The sequence below is a fragment of the Endozoicomonas sp. PH6C genome (assembly GCF_059322965.1).
Window position 1 is genome coordinate 1,925,747 of sequence record NZ_CP185342.1, and the last position, 21,584, is coordinate 1,947,330.

Below are 21,584 nucleotides of genomic sequence, written 5' to 3' on the forward strand. Positions count from 1 at the left end.
ATAACAAAGACAGCTTATGGGAGTCCGTGTTTTGCGACAGCCTTGACAGGGCGAGCAGAGTCAATCTTGATAAGCTTTGCGGACTTCTTCGGCAATAACATGGATACCACGCTCTACCGTTTCATTATCGCGTGAGTAAGTCATCCTCAGACATTCATGCTTGTGTTGCCAGTCATCATCCATGCCCGGGAAGAAATAGTGGCCGGAGACGACCAGAACGTTACGTTTTTTCAGTCGCTCGTAAAGTTCCTGACTGCTGATGGGCAGTCCTTCAAACCAGAGCCACAGGAACATGGCACCTTCCGGTTTGTGTATTTTCCAGTTCACGCCATTGAGATACTTATGTAATAGAGAAACGGCAAATCTGACCTTGTCTTCATAGTAAGGACGAATCACATTTTTACTAAGATCTATGATGCTGTCATCACGGATCATATCCAGCACAATCAGGCTACCAAAGCTGTTGGGAGCCAGATTCATGATGGCGTTAATACCAGACAATGCTTTGATAACCTGTTCGTTGGCAATGACGATGCCGGTTCTGGCAGCGGGCAGCCCAAGCTTGGAAAGGCTAAGGCAGAGAATGGTGTTCTCATTCCATTCCGGGTTGGCATTACTGAAGATCAGATTCGGGAACGGGGTGCCGTAGGCGCCGTCAATGATCAGAGGAATGTTATGGGCTCTGGCTATTTCGTCCAGCCGACTGACTTCCGAGTCGGTCAGGACATTGCCGGTTGGGTTGGTCGGGCGGGAAGCGCAGAGTGCACCGGTCCGTTCATCGACTTTCAGGCTGCTGAAATCAACATGGTATTTGAACATGTATTTATCAATGATCCTGATTTCAGGCTTGTTAGCGATGAAGAAATTTTCACTCAGACCTGCATCACCGTAGCCAATATATTCAGGCGCCAGTGGTAACTGAATACAACGATGACTGCCATCATCATAATCACCAGCAAACATATTGAAGAGCATGAAAAATGCCGCCTGACTGCCGTTGCTCAGAGCAATGTTTTCCGGTCCCAGCTGCCAGCCAAACTGACGGTTCAGAAAGCGAGCCGTCTCATGAATAAATTCTTTTTCTCCCTGGGGGGGGTCATAGGTCCCGATCAGACGGGTGAACTCAGATTGACTATCCAGAATTTTCCGAAGTCGCTGACGAAAAGCCTCTTCCACTTCAGGAATATGGGCCGGATTGCCTCCACCCATCATGATCATATCCTGGCCGCCGACCAGTGCATTTCCCAGGTCATCCATAAGTTGGAGAATGCCCGAATGACTGGTAAATTTCGTGCCAAATGTGGAAAGCTTCATGCTTGTCTCAGGTCAACATAAAATCGAAAGGCTTTTGCTCATTCGCAGTAAAGCCCGGAAAGGGTTATCCTGCTGAAGGCTGTATTGAGTGAAGATTGCCGTCAGGGTGCAAGACTGTCGCAAAAGTGCTTCGCTTTGCCCGCTACTTGTGCGCTAGTCCCGGTGCTTGCGGACACTCGAGTCGTTTGAATCGCAGCGCTCTTATACCAGGAAATATCCCGGCAGTTTAACTGAGATTGTGCTTTTGTGCATAAGATATTTTATGCCCCCCCCCCCCCCGCCCTGCTCATCGTTTGACGTGGGGTGGGGTTCCGGCGAACTGTTTGCAAGTTACTCGGGTAGAGGATCTTCTGCAATAGCATTCATTTTGATAAGAGGCTCCCTTTGGAGAGAACGTTTGCTTTTGTACCTGACGTAGCTGATAACAATGCCCGCACCAACAAGGGCAACTACGCCAGTGGTTATCAGAGCGGTTTGCCAGTCATGCATACCTGACGAGTCGAGTCTTTTCCTGTCGTCCGAAAACTCAAGACCTGCCGGAGTTGAATTGTTGTTGGTTGGCTGTATTTGTGTCACGAGGCTTTGTGAATGGGTGGGCAGGCTGCTGGCTGGTGATGAATCTGGATGCTCTCTGGTGCTGTTACCCTCAGTATTTATGTGTTTGAAAATTTTATCCTTGCTACTGTTACTGCGTTTGCCAGAAGGGGTTGGCGAAGCCGGCGGTGATGTGCCATTGAAATTTTTGTGTGAACTTGCCGTTATCGACTCTAAATCAGATTTACTTCTGAGGGATAAGCCAGAGGTCACTGGTTTCTCTGCCCGGGAGCTCAGATCGGGTGTTGTGACAGAATGCGTTGCAGACTCTCTGAAACTGCTCTCATAGCTTGTTTCTGTAGGCTTTTCTGAAAAGCGACGGCTGTCTGAAGAGGGTGTGCCAGGAAAGTGATTCCTGCGCTTGTCGAAGTCTGACAGCTCAGAGGGGGTGAGTCCTGTTGTTGGAATGGCAAACCCTCTCGGGCAGGAAGCCCTCCCGTTAGAAAATACTAAACCACCGATGATGTTAGTATGTTCAAGCTGGTAGCAGGGATCATCCTCTAATATGGTATCATACAGGTTGTTTCTGTCGCCTGAGAGTGTGACAGGCAGTGTCAGATCGCCCCGACGTTCTATGGACAATCGCTTGCCAAGAAGCCGGTTTGATTTCAACACCAGCTTTTGATAACCGGTCAAAGACAGTGCTGCCTGATAACCCTGGATAAGATTGCCCGTCATATCCACAGTCAACGGGAATTGCCATTCTACACTGCTCTGGTTCGGACCATCAATGCTGATGCCTCTTGTATTCACGTCATCTTCTGTTGTCACAAACTCACTGTTGCTAATGCTGACTTTAACGTGTTCGGGAAGAGCCAGGTTCATAGCCTTTGGCGCATTTCCGAGGATGTAATTATCTTTGAATTCCAGAGCCCGGATAAATTCTGGTTTGGGTGTGGCATCCCGGTAGGTAAGGTCAATATCCACAGCCGTTTCAACGGGATTTCCCTTGTCGTAGCAGGAATAGACCTTATTGTTCGAAAAGCCAATCAGGGTTCTGTTCCTGAAAAGCGCTGAATAGACGTTTTCCGATTCATCGGCGAGAGAAAGGCTGATAGCCGGTTTCAGGATCTGAAAGAACTCATTCCTGAAAATATTGGCCATGTAGCCATTGTCCGGGACTTCCACGGACTTCAGGTTCAACTCCCCTTTCAGCATCTCAGCGTGCACTTCGTGGCTGGGAATAGTGACAAACTCCGAATCATATTTGCAAAATTTGCCAACATCTACCTTAAAGTTGTCTAGTGCAGGTGATGTGGTCAAACCTGTGATCAGGATGCCTGCACCGTTAAAGTGAATCAGCTCAAATATGGGAGGTTTGTTCTCGTTTTTTTTGTATTTCTCATCCAACCAGCCTTCTCCGCAAGTATGTCCATGTCCGGACTCAACTTTTCTCTTCAGGGCAGTAAAATAGCCGTCTGCCAATGAACCGTCACTGCGGTCCAGTGGCACCCCGATGAGCATTTGCCCTGCTTTTAAATTGATGGTTTTTCTGACCTGAAAGTGTTCAAGCCAGTTACCGGGCAGGGCTGAAGGCAGATCGTCGTCTTTATCGGCAATGACCGGCCGTTTCGAAGCGCAGCCTTCACCAGCGGAAACCGCTTCTGACTTCATGCCGACACCCACCAGAATAAACGCGGTGTTGGTGGTCTCTTCCCATGGTTTGCCACTATTGAAATCATCAATGTCTTCGTCGAGATAGCTGCTACTGGTCGGGGTATTGATAACACATCGGTCAATGGATTGTCTGGTCCTGGCAGAAACTTGCCTGAGTGCTTTTACAGTTGCCTGTAGCATGGCTTCTGAGGTGAGCAGGTCCTCGCCTAAGGGTTTTCCTTTGCACAACTCGGAAAGTTCCAGTCTGCCTGTTGCGACAGTGGTTTGAGGTTGGCTGGCACTGTAAGTGGGGCTTGCGGTTGTTGCAGTGGTGGGGAAAGCTGGGGAAGATTCAGCAAATAAGGCCGTTATAAAAATAATAATGCAGAGAGACAGTAAGTATTTCATGGCGTCCTCATTACACAATAAGTGTCGTAAAACAAAAACGGTTAGTACAGACAATCATTCATGCCGAAAAATGGCTGCTCAATATCAAGCAGGTACTGTTGTTTTTGTTAGATAATGTTTTTATTTGCTAAGGGAGTATAGACGGTGTTATCCATTGGTAGGTTTTTTTGAGAATTAATCGAAATACTGGCGCAAAAACGTTTTCTTCAGGGGTGAGTGATTTACAGCGAAACCTCGCCTGTATCCTGCCTCATGATTTGACTGGAGGCAGGGTATTCCGGTGACCTGTTTGCATTGCTCAGAACTCGGATTTTGGCCCTGATAGTGTCATTTCAGCACCAAATCTCGCCAAGAAATAGTTTCTCATTTTGTACTTAAGGTATCCGCCAATAATACCCAGGGTCGCAATCGAGACTCCGCCGATGAATATCGCTGTGAGTGGCCAGGCGTTGGAGTCTTCCGGGTTGTTACTTTCTGTATAAGCAGAGAACTGAAAATAAGCGCTCTCAGTTGTATCGCCGAATGCTGCCTGTATTTCAGTCACGGCGCTGAGTAAAGCGGGGGTTGGTTTACTGCTGGATGATGGATCAGGATACAACCCCCGCTTTTGATGACCTGCCAGAGACAACGCAGCCTGATAACCTTTTATAAGTTTTCCGGTTACATTAAGGGTTAATGAGGCTTGCCAGTTCTTGCTGCTCTGGTCCGGGCCATTGATGCTGATACCTTTTGTATCCCTGTCACTGACTTTTGTCGTCACAAAAAGATTGTTGATAATGCTGGCTTTAACCTGTTCCGGAAGCACAAGGTTTATGGCTTGCGCTGCATTTCCCAGGATGTGATTGTCATTAAATTCCAGAGCCTGAATGACCCCGGACTCTGGTGAGGCATCCTGATAGGCAATGTTAATATTCACGGCCGTTTCAACTTGGCCCGGGTAGCAGGAATAGACCTGATTGTTCGAAAAACCAATCAGGGTTGTTTTGTCAAATAACCTTGAATCTACGTCTCCGGATTCCTCCGCCAGAGAAATGCTAACGACGGGCTGAAGGATTTGAAAGAGCTCATTCCCGAAAATATTGACCATATAGCCATTATCCGGAACTTCCGGCGATTTCAGGTCCAGTTCTCCTTTCAGTATTTCAGTGTGCATTTCGTGGCCAGGAGCGGCTCTATGGGTATTAAGCCAATCCCGATCGCAAAGCGTTTTTGTTTGGAGGTCAGCATGATAAGTACCAGTGAATGATGGTAACGTGGTTAAACCAGTAATCAGGATGTTTGTACCACTAAAATGAATCATCTCCCCTTTGTAAAAAAGACTTCTGAGGTTGTATAAGTGTTTGGAGCAGTTATTTGCCGGGTCAATTTTTCTCTTCAGACCTGCAAAATAACCCTCTGCAAATGCACCGTTGCTGCTGTCCAGTGGCACCCCGATCAGCATCTGTCCCGCTTTTAAATAAATGGTTTTTCTGAGCTGAAACTGTTCAAGCCAGTCCCTGGGTAAAACCGAAGGCTGCCCCCTCTGTTTTCCGGCAATGACCGGTTTCGTCGGAGCGCAGTCCTCTGCTGCTCTGACAGGTTCTGATTTTATGCCGACACCTACCAGCAGGAAAGCGGTATTGGCGGTGTCTTCTCTTGATTTGTTGGTATTGAATCCATTGATGCTTTCATCAAGATAGTTTCCCTTGGTCGGGGTCTCGATAACACAACGGTCGATGGGCTGTGTAGACCTGGCCAGGACCTGTTCCAGAGCCTTTACCGTTGCCCTTTTCATGGCCACAGTGCTGAGCAGTTCCTGATTCTCGATATTTCCTGAGCAGAGCTCGTAAAGCCTAAGTTCACTTGTTGCGGCAGTGGTTTGACTTGTTGGTATTGTCGGCAAAGCCGGACAAGATTCAGCAGACAGGACCGTTATAAGAGCGAGAATGCCAAGAGACAGTAAAAGCTTCATCGTTTCCTCGTTAGACAACATTGCTCGTAGAGTAAAAGCATTTTCTATAGACAATCATTCATACCCTGTCAGGACTACTGGTTTAATCTCAACCAGGTAATATCGTTTTTACTGGACAGCACTTTTTATTCAACAGAGGAGTATAGGTAGCAGGCAGAAATAAGGCTGATAAAAATCATTATTTTGCAAAAGGTTTTATTGGCAGGCTGAAACTGACTGTCCTATTAAAACCATTCACCTTTTTGATGGCACGAAGAGTCTTGAAGATATTGATATTTCTGCCGCTGGTTTTTCTGGTCTGGTGGGGCCCTGCTCAAGCTTCAGGGGAAGGACAGCCGGGAGTGGCTTTTTGTCATGAAGCCTTGTTGCTGATTTTTCTGACTCCCTTGTTTAGCGCCCATATTCCTGTTTATAACGGCCTTATGCCAAAAACGATCCAGGCGATAGGCGGCAGCTCTCAGGATAGGGTTTTTGAGGCGGCTAGTAATCTGAACTCTTTTTATGGTGCCTTGAACGGAATTCTGCAGTTCGGCGCCGATGTGAGCCGGTGCAGTGATAAGAGCTCAACTGATGATAATAGCGGGGGGGGTAACAGAAAAGGCACAGGTATGAAAGAGGCGTCGTCTGAGCCAGATAGGCTTGTTGCGGCCGGGGCGGAGGATCACAAGGAGGATAATAGCGATGGACGAAGCTCGGGACCTGGAGATAAAAAGATTTCTCATCTGTGCTGGTATTGCCAGAAAAAGGCGATTCGCTGGAAATACTCCTGTTGTGGCAAATGTCTTTGTGAAGACTGCTATCGGTTCTTTGGAGCCTCACCTGCCAGGTGTCCATGCTGTGGCAAGAGCAGAAGGCCCAGGGTTCACTGTAATCTTTGCCCTCCTGGGCATAGAACTATGGTACTTAATCAGGGGGGCAGGGCTCATTTTTTTTCGGAGCATTTGCAACAGTGTTCCAGAGGAAGAGTCCATGAAATGTGTCGGCATTGTAGCGAGAACCTGGAATTAAATCTTCCCCGGCAACAGCTCATAAATGCTTTGCTGCAACACTGTTTTAGCGCCTGTATTTTTCCCCGATGTGAGAGTGTTTTAACAGCAGAAACAGACAATACTGCTCATTTTGAGTCCTCACACCAGGGGCAGGTGCAATGTCCGGTATCAGGCTGTACTCTCAATCGGTTCGGACACATTCACCAGCCTTCCGCTTTTCACATGAATAGCCATTTGCAATACAGCTGTTGTTTTTGTGTGGTAACTTTCAACAACCAACAAGCCTTGCAGGCTCATCTGCCCCGCCATATCGAGTCATACCGGTGTGGTTCATGCCAGGGTGATGAGGGGGCTGAGTCCCTGCTTCGTGTGCTACTGATGGGAGGTCATCTTCAACAGCTCGACAATGCGGATTATACGGTTGATCTGCCACTGATGTCAGAAATGGCAGTGGTTAATCACTGGGCCTTTTTCCATTGTCAGATCAGTTGTCCGATATGCTCTCGGGCACTGCAGGGTTGTGATAGTGTGGTCGTCCAGGAGCATATTGATAATACCTGTTCAAGAGTTGAGCGTCTCTCCGGGTCAGATCAGAATCGGGGAGGCTTAAATACTGATTACGAGTTTGAGGATGGGGATAGTTCAGAGTAATATTCAGTCACTGTTGTCTATTTCACCATTCCAATAAACTGGAGCACAGCTCCATTGGGGTGATGGATATATTGAAGCCCGGTAAATCCCTGTGTCTGAAAAGTATTCTTCAGACGATTCAACATTGGGTAGCGCATCTTGGCCAGTAACTTGCCGGAAAGTTTGTCGAAGAAGAGGATGTCCAGCCCCCGTATACCCTGCTGAACAGACACTTTGAAAGCTGGGAATTCATTGATTTCCATGGGCTGATCTCTGGAAGTAGGACTCAGCATCAGTGGCAGCGTGACAGCGTACCCCCTGGTGCCCGGATCTTTTTGAAAATAAAAGTTCAGGGCCGCTTCCTGGGCGCTGGCCTGGGTCATTGGCGAAATAAGCAGGACGCAGAGGCTGGCCAGTACCAGAGTGATCCTTTTCATCAGTGTTCCTTTCGTCAGAGTCTCTGCAAATATGTCTCGACTGTAAGGTTTAAAACTTGACATCCTCTCCAATTTGAACAGTCGGCATGATGCTAAGGAATCATTACGCCGGGTATCACTAGGAACAGCGCTGAATTGATGATAGAAAGTACAATACTCATGATCAGTGCCCAGCCAAAATTTTTCACATGAAAACTGTCCATAAAGTAATTAACGATCATCAACATCAAGGCATTGAGTATCAGGATAAATAAACCCAGAGTCAGGATGGTGATGGGCAGGGTCAGGAAAAACAGAATCGGTTTGACAAAGGTATTCACCACTGCCAGCAGGATAGATACTAATATCGCACTTCCGTAGTTTTCAATCTCTACGCCTTTAAGGATTCTGGCGGTGATAAAAACAGCCAGACCATTGATCAGGAAGTATAAAATCAGGCTCAGCATGGCAAACGTTCTCCAGATGGCATCAATGGCTTGTGCACTTTACACCATCCTGAAGTCAAAGACAGAAAAACAGGTGTTAGTCCTGAATTTATCGTTCCCACGCTGGAGATGTGAACCAGAGTTTTGCGACACCCTCTTTAGCGAAATTCTTTGGTTCAGTATTGAATAGTACTAAAGTACTGTTCAAATCGACATGTCTATGTAGAATACCCTGGTCTTGTGCGCATTTGACCTTCTGTTGAAGGCCAAACAAAACGACAAATAAGCGAGATACTGTGCTGTCTCTGACAGCATATTTCACATTATAAAAAACTGGTAGTGACTGAGTTCCGGCCAAACCGGGACCCTGGAGTGAAACATAATGCAAAAAATAATGGTATTTCTGACGTTTATGCTGGCCTTTAGCACCAGCCTTTTTGCTTCTGACACAGAGCTTTGGCAAGAGTCTACCCTGAATGAAATCATTGAGCGCAAAACCCTCCGTGTTGGCATGGAAGCGGGCTACATGCCTTTTGAAATGACCAATAAGCGCGGTGATATTGTCGGCTTTGATGTAGACATTGCCCGTCAGATGGCCAAAGCCATGGGTGTTGAGCTGGAACTGGTCAACACTGCCTGGGATGGAATCATTCCTGCCCTGCTGACCGGCAAGTTTGATATTATTATGTCCGGCATGACCCTGACTCCTCAGCGTAACCTGCAGATCAACTTTGCCCAGCCTTACATTGTCGTCGGTCAAAGTATCCTGCTGCGCAAGGGGCTGGAAGGTGAAATCAAGAGCTACAAGGATCTGAATAACAAGAAGTACACTGTTGCCACCAAATTGGGTACTACCGGTGAACAGGCGACCAAACGTTACCTGAGTAAAGCCAATATTCGCCTGTTTGAAACAGAAGCCGATGGTGCTCTGGAAGTTGCTAACGGCAAGGCAGATGCTTTCGTTTATGACTTTCCTTTCAATGCGATTTACTCCAGCCAGAATGAAGGCAAGCTGACTCACCTGGACACCGCCTTCACTCATGAGCCTCTGGCCTGGGGTATTCGTAAAGGTGATCCTGATTTTGAAAACTGGCTGAATAACTTTATGAGCCAGATCAAGGCCGATGGCACCTACGATAAGATTTATGCCAAGTGGTTCCAAAGCTCCGAATGGCAGAAGACTCTGAACTAAGTGCTGAGCAGTAAACCCTTGACCGGCCGTCCGCTGCAAATGGAAAAACAACCGAACCAGGTTCTGTGGAACCTGGTTTTCGGTGCGTTATTGCTGCTGATGGGCGTGGGTATCTATAAGTCAAGCCAATCGATTGAGTATATCTGGCGCTGGGAGCGCATTCCTCAGTACGTTTTCTTCAAGGCAGAAAATCCACTCAGGGCTGAATACGACGGCACTGTTAAAACCAACGACAGTGGACAACTTGTTCTGGTGAATGACTTTGATGACTCAGAGCAGACGGTCATTAAAGGCTTTGCCGACGTTCAGGTTTATGACGGTGATCTGGTCTTTGAAGGGGATTTGCTGGCTGTCAATTATGAATGGAAGGCCGGACCCATAGCCAATGGTTTGGTGATGACCATAAAGCTGTCGCTGGTCTCTATTGTCTTTGCCATTCTCCTGGGAGTGATTTCAGGGTTGGCGAGAATTTCTCCCAATCCGGCGTTGAGAAATCTCTCGATACTCTATATCGAGGTGATTCGTGGCACCCCGTTGCTGGTGCAGATTTTCATTGTTTATTTCTTTATTGGTACGGTTCTTCATCTGGATCGCTTTACAGCCGGTGTTGCAGCACTGTCGATCTTCACCGGCGCCTACATTGCAGAGATTATTCGAGCCGGTATTGAGTCGATTCACAAAGGTCAGATGGAGGCTGGGCGCAGTCTTGGAATGAGTCGTGGTGCAACCCTGCGCTATATCATTCTGCCCCAGGCTTTTAAACGTGTTCTGCCACCCTTGGCCGGTCAGTTTATTAACCTGATCAAGGACTCTTCACTGGTTTCGGTGATTTCCCTGACCGATCTGACCAAAGCCGGTCGGGAAACGGTGAGCAGCACCTTCAGTCCCTTTGAAGTCTGGTTCACGGTTGCGGCACTTTACCTGGTACTGACCGGTATCCTGTCGTTTGTCGTCAGAAGAATGGAGGTGAAGTATGCTGCAAGAAACTGACGCTATCATTTCCGTGACGAGCATTCACAAGGTCTACCCCAATGGGGTTCATGCCCTGAAAAATGTCAGTCAGACCATCAGGGAAGGAGAGGTGGTGGTTGTGGTTGGGCCCAGTGGCTCGGGCAAATCGACTTTTCTGCGTACCCTGAATCAGCTGGAAACCATCAATGCCGGTGAAATCGTCGTGGACGGAATCTCCCTGACCACGCCCGGTGATGTCAATAAGTTGAGGGAAGAAGTGGGCATGGTGTTCCAGTCCTTCAACCTGTTTCCTCACCTGAGTGTGCTGGACAACATCTGTCTTGCACCGATGAAAGTGCGTGGTATCTCCAGAAGCGACGCTGAAGACAGGGCCTTAGCATTGTTGGCCAAAGTCGGTTTGTCTGACAAAGCCAGGAGTTTTCCACCTCAATTATCGGGTGGTCAGCAGCAGCGTGTAGCCATAGCCCGGGCACTGGCCATGCAGCCGAAGATCATGTTGTTTGATGAGCCGACTTCAGCACTGGACCCGGAAATGGTCGGTGAGGTTCTGGAGGTGATGAAACAACTGGCTCGCTCAGGTATGACCATGGTTGTGGTCACTCACGAAATGGGCTTTGCCCGTGAAGTGGCCGACCGGGTTCTGTTTATGGAGTCCGGTGAGCTGTTGGAAGACAGTGTTCCTGATCGCTTTTTTGGGAGTCCTGACAGTGAACGCCTGCAGGCTTTTCTGAGTCAGGTCATCTGAGTCATCACCGGGTTCTGGAAGATATGGCTTTGAGGATCAGGGCCATGCCTTCCAGTGCAGCATGACTCCCTTTAGCGGTAATACAGGGCCAGTACTGGCAAAATGCCCAGTGGCAGCCATGCAGCAGCGACCCGATTGGATTCGGAGGACAGTCTTAATTCAGGGGGTATGCATTTGCAGGTACTCTTTCCGTCAATCCAGCTGACTTTTGCATCCCGCCATGTGCCACCCTGTGCCTTGCAAACGGGAAGCTTAGGGTTCTTGTGTGAATCGCCTCCCGGACAGGCAAGAAAGTAATACCTGGCACACCCTTGAAAATTATCATAATTGTTCGATTCTTCCAGATGCGCTTGCCAGACAGTCTTGCCATTTTCATCGGTGTCGGGAGCACATTGCTGACCCCAGGGTGAATCAGATACACAGTCATCGCGACTCGGACACAGGGGTTCAACAACATTCAGTGTGTGCCAGGTAGCGTCAACAAACCAGATGCGTCCGGTTTTTTGATCAACCTCAAGACCTGCAATCTGGCCTGCGGGCGTTTGAATGCAGCCTATGTAGGTATGGTTTCCTGTAGTGTCGAGACTTATGGCGTGGATCTTTCCGGTCTCAGAATCACTGACAAACAGCCTCTTGTTAGAAATAACCAGACCGCTGGGGCTTTTTAGTTCAAGTCCGGTGACACTGAGTTCGGTGAAGCTGGCACCCTCTATTCTGGTATAGGCGGCATATTTGTCACGCCATTCATTTTCGGGCTTTACATCCCCCTCTTCGGTTCCGCTTTCAGTATCAAGAACGTTAATTACGCCTTTTTCTGGATTGGCTACAAACAAATACTTGTCGTATCTGGCCATATGTCCGGGGACAATATTGCTTCCGGGCTTTAAGTTCATGGTTGTATTGGCGTACCGATACAGAAAGGCATGGGTATGTTCATGTCCACCATAGCCATGGGAGCGGGTAATATTGCTGTACACAATACTTCCATATTTAGAGTCGGGGCCTGCGTCCCACGACCAGTAACCTGCTTGCCTGCCTTCCCAGGTGATACCCATTGCGTAGGGTTCCTGATGAAGCATGTCGATATGGGAGCCAAAAGGTTTTGTGGCGAGATCATCGGGGAAAAAATCATTGTTTTTAATAGCAAAGGTTTTAAGGTTGTTTTCCCAAAGAGTCGGTCCCATAAAGTCCGAACAGATTCGCTGAGTGAAATCGTATCCCATAAAGGCAGATGCCGTATAATCGTTACAGCTACCACCGGTGGTAGCAAAGGTTCCGGTCTGGCTTATATTATGAACCTCCTGCCCTTCAAATTCGGGGACATCACCCAGGGTGGGTGAGCCACCAAAGGCGATATCAGTGGGTCGGTGCATAAAATGACAGGAAGCCAGGTCACGACGATGTTCCGGTTTGTATGAAGAAGCGGACTTTACACCGGGACAGTAAAAAATACTTATGCTGTCATCGCCGCTGTTCAGCACAAAGAACTGACCTCTTGCATTGGGGTTCTCTGCCACTGCTACAGGCTTGTTCAGGCCTCCGATTCTGGAACTACCCCATTGACGAATTGATGGGCCGAAATGGCCATTTTTCAGTTTGGGTCCGAACTCCGGTATACAGTCCTTTTCATCATCAGAAGGTTTGCAGCGTTTATCGACAGGACACCGGCCGTATCCTGCCGACGCTCCGTCGTCAGGTTTAACAGTGAGAGAACAATCAGCAGACTGAGACCTGGCCGGTGTTGCATTCATCAACAATGGCAGAATCGCCAGGGTGAGAAAAAACAACGGTCGTCGCGTCACTGAGTCTGGTTTGAAGAAGTTACAATTTTTGAAATTCATAGAGCACACTTCTCTAAAAAGGTTTAGTTTCTGAGGTGCTCATTCAAAGTAGCCTGCTTCGGGGCAGTTTCCAGTAAATTCATAAAACCCCGGGGGCTCCAGCCCTGGTACTCATCCGGCGGGTCCACGTTGTCCTTGGAAGGCATTTCCAGAGTCGTAGACAGACAGTCGAAGCGTTCAGCCAGGGCTGCCCGGCATTTCCCTGTTTCTATCAAGCCATCGAAGTATTAGAATCCCGCCGCCTTTCAGTTTTGATCATTGCTTTGGGGTTTTTAATTGTTTTTCAGATTGCAGGGGGAGTAAATGGAATGTCGTCTGGGTTGTGGTGCCTGTTGTATAGCACCTTCGATTTCTTCTGCCATACCAGGTATGCCTGAGGGAAAGCCTGCCGGGGTTCGCTGTATTCAGCTTGATGACAATAATCTTTGCAAAATTTTTGGTCAGTCAGGTCGTCCGGAAGTCTGTTCCGGTTTCAAGGCTGACCGCGCTGTATGCGGGCAGGAAAATTCTGTCGCTTTAAGTAATTTGATCGTGCTGGAGACACTGACCCGTTAAAGAAAAGCCGGATACTGTAGCCCGGCTCCAGGATAATCAGGCTCTGTTGATCAGCTCCACATCGGGTAATGGATATTCATCCACCACCACTTTGTCGACAGCGGGCATGACCTCCGCTTTGCCTTTGACCACCGTTTTGCCGTTCTGGTTCACTACGTTCGTGGAGATAGTGGCGCGTTTGCGACGTTCATTAATCTCAATCACTTCCAATTCAACGGTTATCGTGTCACCGATTTTGACAGGACGCATGAATTTCACTTCCTGTGACAGGTAAATGCCGCCGGGACCGGGCAGTTGGGTGGCGAGGGCACAGGAGATCAGGGATGACGTCCACATTCCGTGTGCAATACGACCCTCAAACTGAGTCTTGGCGGCATAATCCTTGTCCAGATGCACAGGATTGGTATCGCCGGAAACCTTGGCGAACAGCAGCAGATCCTGCTCGGTCAGTGTCCGGGTCAGAGTGTCTTTATCCCCGATTTTTAGCTCATCAAACGGGGTGTTTTCCAGTTTACGCATTATCATTGGCCCTTAAAGGCAACATAACAAGAAAGGGCGGCAGTAAACACTACCGGCTGACAAATCCATTAATGCCCCGAAAAGCTTTTTACGATCAGGACTCTGTGAGCTCCGGGGCGGAATTATTCACTGAGCAATATTCCTGACTCATGACTGTTTGATTGATCCATTGTAACAAGCGTTTTATTACTTGCTGAGAATTCGTTTCGTTCAACATTTCGTGACGGCCTTCAGGATACAGGCTCAGTGTGACATTTCTTAAACCGGCTTTCCGTAATGCTTTGGTAAGTTTCTGTTGCCCCAAAGGAGCGCTGACTGGATCTTTTTCACCGCCCATGACCAGAAAAGGCAGCTTCGATTCGATTTGTTTAAGATGGTGGGTGGCCCCGATATGAAGTAAACCCTGGAAAAGGTCGTGCCACAATTGATTGCTGCAGGAGAAACCACAGAGCTCATCGGAGATATAATCATCCACCGCTTGTGGGTCTCTGCTGAGCCAGTCAAACTCAGTACGGTTTGGCTTGAATCGGCGGTTATAACTGGAGAAGGTTAGTTGTTTGATCAGGGGGCTTATGCCTTTCTTGCCCTGTCTCAGGCATTCCAGTTTGGCGACCAGCAGGCCGACTTCCAGTAACAGTCTGGGGGCATAATTTGAGCCGGAGAGAATAGCTCCAGCCAGCCTGGGAGTATGATGGATCAGGTAGCTCTGCAAGATATAGCTCCCCATACTGTGACCCATGAGAACCAGCGGGGCGCTGGGAAACTTTTTCTGGATAAACTCAACAACGGTTGCCAGATCATCCACTACTTTATGCCAGCCTCGTTGCCCGGCGAAATAGCCTGCACCCTCTTGCTCAATACAAGCGCCATGCCCTCTATGATCATGGGCGAAGACAAGGTAGCCTGCCTGATTCAGTTCTGAGGCAAAAGAGCGGTAACGCTGTCCATATTCCGCCATGCCATGGCTGATGTGAACAATGCCTTTGCGGTCCACACATTCAGGCAGGTTATTCCAGCAATAGAGAGGAATGCTGTGGTCGTCGCTTTTCAGTGTGTAGATTTTCATGCCGTGGAGCTGCTCTCGTTATTGTTGAATTTTTGCTCTTTAGCCATGACTACAGGTTAGTACCTCTATAAGACAGGCGAGACAGGGCGGCTCAAGACTTATAAAGTCAGAGGACACTTTATGGCAAAAATGAAACAATTAGTAAATGGTTTAATGATTTTTTCTACCGGCTCACTACCGGGAAAACAGAAAAAATGATCATCTTCGACACCCCGTCGCTTCTGGCGAATGACTCTCAGAAGCCGCTTCATTCCCTGCAAGCGTATGAAAGAAAATCGGATATCAGAGCCCGGACCGAGTATAATTGGGCGTTTTGATTGAATTGCATTTTCCGGGAGATATGAGTGTCCGGCCGAAACAGCCCTGAGCCTATCCAGAGCCCTGAACCCACCCAGCGTCAAGAAAGGTCATCGCCCAGCGAACATTCCCCAGAGCGCGACCCTGCAAAGGGCGGCCAGCTGAACAAGAAAGCATTATACGACGCTCTGGACCAGTGCATGGTCAGGGATCGTTTTCCTGTTCGCAGGCAGATTCAGAGACTGAAAACCGGCGACCAGGCAGCGATGGATAAGCTGCAGGAAAGAATCAATCGATCCACTTCCAGAGTTCAGGAAAGGCGACAGGCTGTGCCTGACATTGAATACGATGAGGCGCTGCCCGTCGTAGCCCGTCGTGACGAGATCCGTAAGGCGATTGAAAAACATCAGGTGGTTGTTATTGCCGGCGAAACAGGTTCCGGTAAAACCACCCAGATTCCGAAAATCTGTCTTGAAGCTGGCCGGGGTATTGTTGGCCAGATAGGTCACACCCAGCCGAGAAGGCTGGCCGCGCGATCAGTCGCCAGCCGGATAGCGCAGGAGCTGAAAGTGCCTGTGGGAGAGCAGGTAGGTTATCAGGTTCGATTCACCGATCATGGCAATGAGAATACCCTGATTAAACTGATGACTGACGGTATTCTGCTGGCAGAGATTCAGAATGATCGTTTTCTGAACTGCTACGATACTCTCATCATTGATGAAGCCCATGAGCGCAGTCTGAATATTGATTTCCTGCTGGGTTATCTGAAAATCCTGTTACCCAAACGACCTGACCTGAAGTTGATTATTACTTCGGCCACCATTGATGTTGAGCGTTTCTCCAAACATTTCGATAATGCACCTGTTATTGAGGTTTCTGGCCGAACCTATCCCGTGGAAGTCAATTATCGCCCAGTGGAAGACCTGGAGCTGGAAGGTCGGGATGCCGACCTGAGAGTTCAACAGGGTATATTATCCTGTCTGCGGGAGATTGAGCAGCTGGAACGTTCCGGCAAAGGCGGACGTCTGGGGGATGTGCTGGTCTTTCTCAGCGGTGAACGGGAAATCCGGGAAACCAATAAATTCCTCAAGGATGCGCGGCTGGCTCATACCGAGATTCTTCCCCTTTATGCCCGCCTGTCTGCAGCAGAACAGAACCGTATCTTTCAGCCTCATGGTGGTGGCCGAAGAGTGATCCTGTCGACCAACGTAGCGGAAACCTCCCTGACCGTGCCGGGTATTCGCTATGTTATTGACCCGGGCATGGCAAGAATCAGTCGTTACAGTGTCCGTTCAAAAGTTCAACGACTACCTGTTGAGCCGATATCCCAGGCTTCTGCCAATCAGCGAAAAGGGCGATGTGGTCGTGTAGCAGAAGGTGTTTGCTACCGACTTTATTCTGAAGAGGACTTTCTGGGGCGTCCTGAATTTACCGATGCCGAAATTGTCAGAACCAATCTGGCGGCGGTTATTTTACAGATGCTGCGGTTGGGTCTGGGTGATATTGCTGCCTTTCCTTTTGTTGATGCACCTGATGCCAGGGCGATTAACGACGGTTTCAAACTGTTGCAGGAGCTAGGTGCCGTCAGTGACAAACGTCGTATGACTCGAATCGGCCAGCAGATCTCCAGATTGCCGGTAGATCCCCGAATGGCTCGGATGCTGGTGGAAGCGGATAAAAACCGTGCTCTTGGCGAATTACTCGTCATCGCCAGTGCTCTGGCGATTCAGGACCCAAGAGAGCGTCCGGCAGAGAAAAAGCAGGCCGCCGATCAGCGACACCGTGAACATTATCACGACGACTCCGACTTCATGAGCCTGGTTCAGCTCTGGAATACCTACGAAGAACAGCGTCAGACGCTGTCCCAGAACCAGTTGCGTAAATATTGCAAACAACAGTTCCTGTCGTTTATGAGAATGCGAGAGTGGCGGGACCTGCATCGACAATTAGCGCTGGCCTGCAAGGAAGTCGGTCTGAAAACCAATGAAGACGAGGCCAGTTACGCGGATATTCATAAATCCTTGCTGGCGGGTTTGCTGTCTCATCTGGGCAGCAAAGATGACGACGCGGATTATATGGGAGCACGTAACCGTCGTTTTTATGTCTTCCCATCTTCAACGTTGTTTAAGCGCAAGCCCAAGTGGCTGATGGCGGCGGAGCTGGTGGAGACCTCCAGGCTGTTCGCCCGCACTAATGCCAAAGTGGAGCCCCAGTGGATTGAGCCGCTGGCGGGTCATCTGATCAAAAGAAATTATTTTGAGCCCCACTGGGAGAAGAAAAGAGCCCAGGTGGTGGCTTTTGAGCAGGTGACTTTATACGGCCTGATTATTGTCGGTCGTCGTCGGGTCGGTTATGGCGCCATTGATCCCGTGGTATCCCGTGAGATTTTTATCCGGGAAGCTCTGGTAGAGGGTCATTATCATTCACAGGGCAAGTTTCAGTCTCACAACCTGTCGTTGATTCAGGAAGTGGATGAACTGGAAGCCAAGTCTCGACGCAGAGATATTCTGGTCGACCCGGAAACTCTTTATCAATTCTACGATGAGAAGCTGCCAGCCAATCTCCACAACGGAGCGGGTTTTGAAAAGTGGCGAAAAGAGGCTGAGAAACAGGATGCTCAGCTGTTGTACCTCACCAAAGAGTATCTGATGAGGCATGATGCTGATGAGGTGACCGAGAACAAGTACCCTGACCTTTTCCGCTGGGAAGGGTTGGAATTGCCGCTGTCGTATCATTTTGAGCCAGGTGCTCTGGATGATGGGGTGACGCTGACATTACCGGTACAGGCCCTGAGACTATTGCCTAAACACCGGCTGGAATGGCTGGTGCCCGGTATGCTTTACGACAAGTGTGTGGCCCTGGTACGAGCCTTGCCCAAGGCGGTGCGCAAAAACTTTGTCCCGGTACCGGATTATGTTCGGGGCGCTATGGAGTCTATGTCTATCTGCGATGAGCCACTGACCGATATTCTGGGTCATCATCTGCATCGTATGTCCGGTATGCGTATTTTGGATGAGCACTGGGACACTGATGATCTGCCCGATCATTTGCAGATGAACTTCCGGCTGATGGATGAAAGCGGGAAGGTGCTGGGACAGGGCCGTGATCTGATCAAGCTCAAAGAAAAGTTTGGTCGGGAGTCTGAAGACAGTATGCGCAGACTCACGGACAGTTCATTGCAGCAGGAAGGTCTGAAAGATTGGAGCTGTGGTGATCTGCCGGAAGAGATAACCCGCAAAGTGGGTGGTCTGGTGCTTAAAACCTATCCCGCTCTGGTGGATCAGAACAGCTCTGTGGCCGTTAAACTGTTTGAAGACAAAGCTATGGCTGAAGCGACTCACCGTATGGGGGTGACTCGTCTGCTTCAGTTCAGGCTGTCCAGTCAGCTGAAGTTTGCCCTGACGAAAATGAACCATCTGAAACAGGTGAAACTGCTGACCACAGGCATCATGCAGGCCAGAGCACTGGAGGAAGATCTTCAGGCGTTTTTGATTTCGGAGGTGTTTGTTCGTGATCCTGCCCTGTTATCCGGGAATAATGGGCCGAGGGATGAAGCGGCTTTCAATGCTCTGATTGAAGATCGAAAAGGTCATCTGGTGCCTTTTGCCGAAGAGGTCGATGGCCTGTTGTTTGGGATTTTCCAGAAGACTCACAACATCAGCAAGCAGCTGAAGGGCAAAATATCCTTTGATCGGGCATTTTCACTTTCCGATATCAAACAGCATCTGGGGCAGCTGATCTATCCCGGTTTTCTCTGTGAAGCAGGCATTGAGTGGCTCAGGCACTATCCAAGGTTCCTCGAAGGCATTGAGGTAAGGCTGGAGAAATTGCCTGCCCAGGTCAATAAAGACCGGGCCTGGTCAGAGGAGTTGGCGACCCTTTTTAAAGCCTGGGAAAAACGTAGAGCCATTCATGAGAAACATAAAATAGTGGATGAAAACCTCATGCTTTATCGCTGGATGCTTGAGGAATACCGTGTCTCGTTATTTGCCCAGAAACTGGGAACCCGTTTCCCGGTATCCGACAAACGCCTCAGGAAACTCTGGCTGGAGGTTCAGGAAGTCTGAAAAAAGTCGTTAACCTTCAGAGAAAGTCGTTAAACACAGTTTGGCAGGGAGGCCACACCCATGAAAGAGCTTTTGAAGGGGGCTATTCTCATCCTGGCTGCTTTGGGGCTTGGTTTTACCGTTGCCAATGAGATGGATCTTTTTGAAGAACAGAATGATACTGACTCCGGGCAGCACGGCTATGACGCAGAAGATCTGTATCACAATGAAACGACTCAGTATCCGGACCCGTACTTTGACTCAGAAGGTGAGGATGAGGCTGATGAAGAAAGGTTCGATGAAGACAAGTACGACGATGACCAATACGATGATGACGAATACAGTGATGATTCTGATCATGATCAAAGCGTCGCAGAGCAGGACTATTAATACCTTCTGCAGTCAATATTCTGCAAGGGCATAGTTTTCACCATGCGCTTGCAGTCAAAAGATAAAGTGAAATCAGAAAAGCGAATGCTGGCTTGCCAGTAGAGGGTATGGCGTCACTTACAAGATACTCAAGGTTACCCTCACTTGCTATATTCACGGTCAGGGTTGATTTCAATACCTGCACGCTTCCTTGCTCAGGAAATGCTTCAAAGACATAAACATCACCGTTATTATATTTTGGTTTTAAAATAACTAAATGATGAACTCCACTCTGACATGGCCAGCTATTGACGACTTCACCTTCGTCACCCAATCGGGTAATGACACTGTTGGCTTCGCAAAATGCAACGATTGGAAAATCTGATTCCTTGTAAATATAGAGATTCTGACTCTCGTTATAGCGAACATTCCAAACGAGTTCAAAAGGTTGTTTAATTGAATGGCTATGCGTCGTTGGAACAGTTGTTGTATAAGTTGTTACTTCAGAATAATTCCCTGTCTCAGTGTAATTCGCTGTTTCAGTATAATTGCTTGTCTTAAAGTAAGTTGTTGGTTCAGGAGAAGCTGTTGTTTCAGGTTTTTTATAACTGCATTCGGGGCTATAGGGGTCACAGATATATACTGCAAGGCGCATATTATGAGATCGGCAATAGCCACCTTCAAGGCTATCGAGTGAAGATTTGGTACCATTTGCTGTGGATATAAAATAGTAGAAATGATCCTCTTTATAGACTGGCTTGTCTTTGTAGGAAACGAGTTCTTTAAATTCTGCTGTGTACGCTCTTAGCCCACTAGGGTCATTGCATTGGATCAAAAGTTTGCTTGTAGACTTGGTTTTATTCACTTTACATTGCTCATAGTCAGCTTTATCGACTTTCCACAGGTTGACATACATATCATCACGATTTTTACTGCTCCACCTGGGCGTTGCATAAGTGAAACGATTATCACAAACAAAATACTGAATTGATCCAAGCCTTATGGATAAGGTTTTATTCACATTTTTTGAAAATCCATCAACACTCCAAATTATTGAAGGCCTGAAAGTCTCTGATTGAGCTTTAACCAAGTGGGGTACTATGGCGAGTCCGAATAAGGTCACTAAAATGCATTTTCTCCATGACACGGGAAAAGACAGACGGATCATAACAGGAACCTGGCCTTTTTTGAATATACCGGACTGTATAGCATTACATTGGTTTGTGCGCCATGGTAAACAAATGAATACTGACAAAAGAAGCTTATACGATCAAAGTCATCTATTGCGCTCTATTTTTGTTTGGTAGCTGTATTTGGATTGCCTTGAGCTGACAATCATTATCCAGGTGATCTTGAAATAAGTGCCCTGCAAGAATTCATGCGAAAGTATGATCCGGATTTTAAAATTCTGAGCAATGAGTAAAAAGTGTCACAAAACCTTCTTTTTCTCGTCACATCCAAGAAATATTTCCAGCCCAATATACTCACCCGCAGTTAACAAAAAAACAGCCATGAGCGTCTTGCAGCCGTGCTCCGGAATCTGGGGAGGTGGTAGGGCTTATCAGGCTGCGAATAATAAAAAATGCCAACACATCGCTCTTTAGAGCCAAGTAATAAATACAAAAGCACGATATAAAT

General features: G+C 48.2%; 16 protein-coding genes. 7 read left to right on the forward strand and 9 right to left on the reverse strand.

Annotated features, from left to right (window positions below; translation table 11 throughout):
• Positions 1-60 precede the first annotated feature (60 nt).
• The 3 genes from ACOMG9_RS07850 to ACOMG9_RS07860 all read right to left on the reverse strand — a co-directional run bounded on the left by ACOMG9_RS07850 (position 61) and on the right by ACOMG9_RS07860 (position 5,863).
• Positions 61-1,314 (reverse strand): valine--pyruvate transaminase, encoded by a 1,254-nt coding sequence (locus tag ACOMG9_RS07850; RefSeq protein ID WP_494530038.1) that lies wholly within the window; start codon positions 1,312-1,314, stop codon positions 61-63.
• Between the two features lie 330 nt (positions 1,315-1,644).
• Complete coding sequence (locus ACOMG9_RS07855) at positions 1,645-3,912, reverse strand: hypothetical protein (protein WP_448216507.1); 2,268 nt, start codon at positions 3,910-3,912, stop codon at positions 1,645-1,647.
• Between the two features lie 298 nt (positions 3,913-4,210).
• A complete protein-coding gene (locus tag ACOMG9_RS07860) occupies positions 4,211-5,863 on the reverse strand; it encodes a hypothetical protein (protein ID WP_494530039.1) in 1,653 nt (550 codons plus the stop codon).
• 1,247 nt (positions 5,864-7,110) lie between these two features.
• On the opposite strand from ACOMG9_RS07860, the gene ACOMG9_RS07865 reads away from it, so the two are divergent.
• Positions 7,111-7,503 (forward strand): hypothetical protein, encoded by a 393-nt coding sequence (locus tag ACOMG9_RS07865; RefSeq protein ID WP_448216509.1) that lies wholly within the window; start codon positions 7,111-7,113, stop codon positions 7,501-7,503.
• Positions 7,504-7,520: 17 nt separating this feature from the next.
• Here ACOMG9_RS07865 and ACOMG9_RS07870 read toward each other — a convergent pair whose 3' ends face one another.
• Together ACOMG9_RS07870 and ACOMG9_RS07875 are read right to left on the reverse strand one after the other, a co-directional pair.
• Positions 7,521-7,919 (reverse strand): hypothetical protein, encoded by a 399-nt coding sequence (locus tag ACOMG9_RS07870; RefSeq protein ID WP_422133125.1) that lies wholly within the window; start codon positions 7,917-7,919, stop codon positions 7,521-7,523.
• Positions 7,920-8,011: 92 nt separating this feature from the next.
• Positions 8,012-8,365, reverse strand: coding sequence for a phage holin family protein (locus tag ACOMG9_RS07875; protein WP_422133126.1), 354 nt, complete (start codon positions 8,363-8,365; stop codon positions 8,012-8,014).
• Between the two features lie 361 nt (positions 8,366-8,726).
• Between ACOMG9_RS07875 and ACOMG9_RS07880 the strand changes: the two genes are divergently transcribed.
• From ACOMG9_RS07880 to ACOMG9_RS07890, 3 genes are read left to right on the forward strand one after another with little or no spacing between them, the layout of a single operon-like run.
• Positions 8,727-9,536 (forward strand): transporter substrate-binding domain-containing protein, encoded by an 810-nt coding sequence (locus tag ACOMG9_RS07880; RefSeq protein WP_422133128.1) that lies wholly within the window; start codon positions 8,727-8,729, stop codon positions 9,534-9,536.
• A gap of 39 nt (positions 9,537-9,575) precedes the next feature.
• Complete coding sequence (locus tag ACOMG9_RS07885; protein WP_494530040.1) at positions 9,576-10,526, forward strand: amino acid ABC transporter permease; 951 nt, start codon at positions 9,576-9,578, stop codon at positions 10,524-10,526.
• Complete coding sequence (locus ACOMG9_RS07890; RefSeq protein ID WP_448216510.1) at positions 10,510-11,253, forward strand: amino acid ABC transporter ATP-binding protein; 744 nt, start codon at positions 10,510-10,512, stop codon at positions 11,251-11,253. The genes ACOMG9_RS07885 and ACOMG9_RS07890 overlap by 17 nt, the downstream gene beginning before the upstream one ends.
• Before the next feature lie 71 nt (positions 11,254-11,324).
• On the opposite strand, the gene ACOMG9_RS07895 is transcribed toward ACOMG9_RS07890, so the two are convergent.
• Positions 11,325-13,094, reverse strand: a complete 1,770-nt coding sequence (locus tag ACOMG9_RS07895) for a YncE family protein (protein ID WP_494530041.1) — start codon at positions 13,092-13,094, stop codon at positions 11,325-11,327.
• A 303-nt stretch (positions 13,095-13,397) separates the two neighbouring features.
• Between ACOMG9_RS07895 and ACOMG9_RS07900 the strand changes: the two genes are divergently transcribed.
• On the forward strand, positions 13,398-13,649 hold the full coding sequence (locus ACOMG9_RS07900) for a YkgJ family cysteine cluster protein (RefSeq protein ID WP_422133131.1): 252 nt from the start codon (positions 13,398-13,400) through the stop codon (positions 13,647-13,649).
• Positions 13,650-13,685: 36 nt separating this feature from the next.
• On the opposite strand, the gene ACOMG9_RS07905 is transcribed toward ACOMG9_RS07900, so the two are convergent.
• Positions 13,686-14,168 carry a MaoC family dehydratase gene (locus tag ACOMG9_RS07905; RefSeq protein ID WP_422137555.1) on the reverse strand — a complete coding sequence of 161 codons (483 nt, stop codon included), beginning with the start codon at positions 14,166-14,168 and terminating at the stop codon, positions 13,686-13,688.
• A gap of 94 nt (positions 14,169-14,262) precedes the next feature.
• Positions 14,263-15,234 (reverse strand): alpha/beta hydrolase, encoded by a 972-nt coding sequence (locus ACOMG9_RS07910; protein WP_448216513.1) that lies wholly within the window; start codon positions 15,232-15,234, stop codon positions 14,263-14,265.
• A 344-nt stretch (positions 15,235-15,578) separates the two neighbouring features.
• Here ACOMG9_RS07910 and hrpA point away from each other — a divergent pair, with 344 nt between their 5' ends.
• Together hrpA and ACOMG9_RS07920 are read left to right on the forward strand one after the other, a co-directional pair.
• Positions 15,579-19,598 (forward strand): ATP-dependent RNA helicase HrpA, encoded by a 4,020-nt coding sequence (hrpA, locus tag ACOMG9_RS07915; protein WP_494530042.1) that lies wholly within the window; start codon positions 15,579-15,581, stop codon positions 19,596-19,598.
• Positions 19,599-19,658: 60 nt separating this feature from the next.
• Complete coding sequence (locus ACOMG9_RS07920) at positions 19,659-19,967, forward strand: hypothetical protein (protein WP_448216515.1); 309 nt, start codon at positions 19,659-19,661, stop codon at positions 19,965-19,967.
• Between the two features lie 37 nt (positions 19,968-20,004).
• Here the strand turns inward: ACOMG9_RS07920 and ACOMG9_RS07925 are convergent, their stop codons facing one another.
• The gene (locus ACOMG9_RS07925; protein WP_448216516.1) at positions 20,005-21,114 is read right to left on the reverse strand and encodes a cupredoxin domain-containing protein; all 1,110 of its coding nucleotides are present in this window, start codon (positions 21,112-21,114) and stop codon (positions 20,005-20,007) included.
• Between the last annotated feature and the right edge of the window lie 470 nt (positions 21,115-21,584).

Coding starts and splice junctions, on each gene's coding strand:
- ACOMG9_RS07885 (WP_494530040.1), top strand. CDS start 9,576: ATGGAAAAACAACCGAACCAGGTTCTGTGGAACCTGGTTTTCGGTGCG.
- ACOMG9_RS07910 (WP_448216513.1), bottom strand. CDS start 15,234: ATGAAAATCTACACACTGAAAAGCGACGACCACAGCATTCCTCTCTAT.
- ACOMG9_RS07905 (WP_422137555.1), bottom strand. CDS start 14,168: ATGCGTAAACTGGAAAACACCCCGTTTGATGAGCTAAAAATCGGGGAT.
- ACOMG9_RS07925 (WP_448216516.1), bottom strand. CDS start 21,114: ATGATCCGTCTGTCTTTTCCCGTGTCATGGAGAAAATGCATTTTAGTG.
- ACOMG9_RS07880 (WP_422133128.1), top strand. CDS start 8,727: ATGCAAAAAATAATGGTATTTCTGACGTTTATGCTGGCCTTTAGCACC.
- ACOMG9_RS07860 (WP_494530039.1), bottom strand. CDS start 5,863: ATGAAGCTTTTACTGTCTCTTGGCATTCTCGCTCTTATAACGGTCCTG.
- ACOMG9_RS07895 (WP_494530041.1), bottom strand. CDS start 13,094: ATGAATTTCAAAAATTGTAACTTCTTCAAACCAGACTCAGTGACGCGA.
- ACOMG9_RS07875 (WP_422133126.1), bottom strand. CDS start 8,365: ATGCTGAGCCTGATTTTATACTTCCTGATCAATGGTCTGGCTGTTTTT.
- ACOMG9_RS07855 (WP_448216507.1), bottom strand. CDS start 3,912: ATGAAATACTTACTGTCTCTCTGCATTATTATTTTTATAACGGCCTTA.
- ACOMG9_RS07870 (WP_422133125.1), bottom strand. CDS start 7,919: ATGAAAAGGATCACTCTGGTACTGGCCAGCCTCTGCGTCCTGCTTATT.
- ACOMG9_RS07920 (WP_448216515.1), top strand. CDS start 19,659: ATGAAAGAGCTTTTGAAGGGGGCTATTCTCATCCTGGCTGCTTTGGGG.
- ACOMG9_RS07850 (WP_494530038.1), bottom strand. CDS start 1,314: ATGAAGCTTTCCACATTTGGCACGAAATTTACCAGTCATTCGGGCATT.
- ACOMG9_RS07900 (WP_422133131.1), top strand. CDS start 13,398: ATGGAATGTCGTCTGGGTTGTGGTGCCTGTTGTATAGCACCTTCGATT.
- ACOMG9_RS07890 (WP_448216510.1), top strand. CDS start 10,510: ATGCTGCAAGAAACTGACGCTATCATTTCCGTGACGAGCATTCACAAG.